The organism is Kitasatospora sp. NPDC057512, from assembly GCF_042802135.1.
Taxonomy (GTDB): domain Bacteria; phylum Actinomycetota; class Actinomycetes; order Streptomycetales; family Streptomycetaceae; genus Kitasatospora.
Genome location: NZ_JBHVET010000805.1, coordinates 1 through 3,574, shown reverse-complemented (window position 1 = coordinate 3,574; position 3,574 = coordinate 1). Strand labels below are relative to the sequence as shown.

The window sequence follows — 3,574 nt, the reverse complement described above, 5'->3', positions numbered from 1 at the left end:
GGCGACGGAGCGGCCGGTGGCGGAGGTCGTCCTCGCCGAACTCGCCGACGCGCTGGGCGTGCCGGAGGGCAGGTTCGACGCCGGCGCCGGCCTGCGCGACTTCGGCCTCGACTCGATGCTCGCGATCCGCCTCGTCAACCGGATGCAGGCGGTCCTCGGGCACCGGGTCTCGCCGGTGGTGTTCCTGGACGGGCGCTCCATCGCCGAGGTGGTCGGCCACTTCGTCGGGCTCGCCGACGGACCGGCCGCGCCCGCCCCCGCCCCGCAGGCCGCTCCCGCCCCGCAGCCGCCCCAGGCACCTCAGGCACCTCAGACACCTCAGGCACCTGCGCCCACGGCCGACCCGAAGCGGTCGTTCCTGGACGACCTGTCCGAACTGGACGCCGAGGAGCTGCTGGAGGAGCTGGACGCGCGCGGCCTGCTGGAGGCCACCGACGCGCCCGCGGCGGAGCAGCTGCGCGCCGACGGCCTCGGCCTCGAACTGGCGCCGGCCTCGCACGGCCAGGCCTCGCTCTGGTTCATGCAGATGATCGCGCCGGACGCCGTGCCCTACAACTACATGGTGACCGCCCGGATCCGGACGGCGGTCGACGAGGACGCCCTGGAGCGCGCCGTCCTGGCCGTGCTGGACCGGCACCCCGCGCTGCGCACCCTCTACGTGGAGGCGGGCGGCCGCCCGTACCAGGTCATCCTGGACGAGCCGGTGTACGAGTTCCTCGTGGTGGACACCGCCGACCTGGACGACGAGGAGGCCCGCGAGGAACTGGCCCGCTACGGGCACGAGCCGCTGGACATGGACAACGGTCCGCTGGTGCGGATCGTCCTGATGCGGCGCGGCCCGTCCGACCACTACCTGATGGTGCTGGTCCACCACATCGCCTCGGACGCGGCCTCGGCCGACGTCATGATCCGCGAACTCCAGGAGTACTACGAGGACGCCGACCCGGCGCGCCGCGCGCCGGTCGCCCCGTACACCGAGTTCGTCGAGTGGGAGCGGCAGTGGCTGGCCGGGCCGGCGGCGGAGGCGGCGCTGGACTGGTGGTCGGAGAAGCTCGCCGACCCGCCCGCCCACCTCGACCTGTCCAGCAAGGAGCGGCCGCCGGGCGTCACCTACGAGGGCCGCGACCTCGCGTTCCGCTGGAGCGCCGAGGAGACCCGCCTGCTGCGGGAGTTCGCGGTGCGCGAGGGCGTGTCGATCAGCACCGTCGTGCTGGCCGGGTTCTTCGCCACGCTCAACCGCGCGGCCGGGACGGAGGACTCGGTGCTGGCCACCGCGATCGCCCAACGGGCCGAGCCCGGCTGGGAGTCCGCGATCGGCTACTACCTCAACACCGTGCTGGTCCGGGCGAACCCCGCCGGGGACCGCAGCTTCCGCGAACTGCTGCGCGAGGTCCACGCCTTCTCGCTCGGCCTCCTGGAGCACATGAACTACCCCCTCGACCTGCTGGCCGCCCAGCTGAAGCCGCCGCGCGCCGAGGGCCGCTCCCCGTGGTTCGACGTGGTGGTGAACTGGCTGTCCTCGGACGCCTTCCCCCGCTCCGTCAAGCTCTTCCACGGCGTCGGCGAGACGCTCTCCCCGGACGCCGCGCTGCCGCTCGAACCGCTCCAGGTGCGCAGGCACCTCGCCAAGTTCGACCTGGAGATCTCGATGGCCGACATCGACGGCCGGGTGGCCGGCCACGTCCAGTTCAAGCCGAGCTACCTGGAGAGGCAGACCGTGACGGCCCTGCTCGCGCTGTACCGCACCGTGCTCTTCGACTCGATCGCCCGACCCGACCAGGCCCTCGGCGACATCGCGCCGGCCGGCCTCCCCAAGGAGACAGAGCAGTGACCGAAACCCTGCACTCCGAGTTCATCGCCCAGGCGGTCAAGAACCCCGACGCGACCGCGGTCTACTCCGACGCCGGCGTGCTGACCTACGGCGAGCTGAACGAGCGGTCCCGCGAGCTGGCCGAGCGGCTCCTCGCCGACGGCGCGGGCCCCGGCGTCCCGGTCGGCATCTGCGTCGAGCGCACCCCCGACCTGCTCGTCGCCGTCCTGGCGGCCCTGCGCACCGGCTCCTGCTACCTGCCGCTGGACCCGAACTACCCCGCCGACCGGCTGGCCTTCATGGTCCGGGACAGCGGGACCCGGCTGCTGCTCACCACGCCCGCGTCCCGGGCCAGTTGCCCGCCCGGCCCGACCGTGGTCGTGCTCGGCGGGACCGCGACCACCGAGCCCGGCGCCGAGCCCGCGGCGGTCGTGCCCGAGGACACCGCGTACGTCATCTACACCTCGGGCTCCACCGGAACGCCCAAGGGCGTGGCCGTCCGGCACGCCGGCGCCGTGGCGATGCTCGCCGAGATGGACCGGGTCCTGGAGGGCTGCGACCTGAGCGGCGTCTCGGCGGCCAGTTCGGTCTGCTTCGACCTGTCCGTGATGGAGATCTTCAACGCGCTGTGCCGCGGCGGCGCCGTCGTGCTCGTCGACAGCGCCGTCCACCTGGCGGAGAGCCGGTACGCGGATCGGATCACCCACCTGTCCGTCGTCCCGTCCGTCATGAACGGCCTGCTCGACGCCGGCGCCCTGCCCCCGAACGTGCGGTCGATCGTGTTCGGCGGCGAGGCGCTGCGCCGCAAGCTGGCCGACCGGGCCTACCGGGAGACCGGCGCCACCCGGGTGTTCAACGCCTACGGCCCCACCGAGGGCACCGTCTTCTGCTCGTTCGGGCTGGTGCCCGAGAACGGGACGGACGAGCCGACCATCGGCCCACCGACCACCACCGACCTGGTCTACGTGCTCGACGACGAGCTGCGGCCGCTCCCGGCGGGCGAGTCCGGCGAGCTCTACCTCGGCGGCGTCGGCCTCGCGCACGGCTACGTCAACCGGCCCGGCACCACCGCCGAGCGGTTCGTGCCGGACCCGTTCCGCGACGGCGAGCGGATGTACCGCACCGGGGACGTCGTCAGGTTCACCGAGGACGGCGAACTCCGCTTCCTCGGCCGCTCCGACCACCAGGTCAAGCTGCGCGGCTACCGGATCGAGCTGGAGGAGGTCGAGGCCCGGCTGACCGGCTGCCCCGAGGTCCGGGAGGCCGCCGCCGCCGTCCGGGGCAACCGGCTGGTCGGCTACGTCGTCCCCGCCGGCGAGGGCGCCCCGCAGGACGGCCCCCGGCTGGACCCGGCCCTCCAGGCCGCCGTCACCGGCCGGCTCGCCGCCGAGGTGCCCGACTACCTGGTGCCCGCGACGCTCGTGTTCCTGCCCGCCCTCCCGCTGGGCCCGGGCGGGAAGCTCGACCGCGACGCGCTGCCCGAGCCGCCGGCCGCCGGCACCGACGGGCCGCGGTCGGCCGCCGGCACGCCGACCGAGGTGGCGCTGGCGGAGATCTGGGGCGAGCTGCTCGACCTCGACCCGTCGACCATCGACGTGCAGTCCGCCTTCTACGACCTCGGCGGCGACTCGCTGCTGCTGGTGCGCCTCGCCCGGCTGATGACCCGTCGCTTCGACCGCCGCGTCCGGGTGCCCGACCTCTTCAGCTTCCGCGACATCGCCTCCCTCGCCCGCTGGCTCGACGACGACAGCGGCGCCACCCCCG

2 protein-coding genes are annotated in these 3,574 nt (G+C 74.1%); both read left to right on the top strand.

The window, feature by feature from the left end:
• Positions 1 to 1,831, top strand: a 1,831-nt coding sequence (locus ACFU6K_RS34005; protein WP_380669689.1) for a condensation domain-containing protein, incomplete at its 5' end; no start/stop codon positions are given.
• The coding region (locus tag ACFU6K_RS34000) for an amino acid adenylation domain-containing protein (RefSeq protein ID WP_380669687.1) at positions 1,828 to 3,574 on the top strand (1,747 nt) is incomplete at its 3' end. The genes ACFU6K_RS34005 and ACFU6K_RS34000, both read left to right, overlap by 4 nt.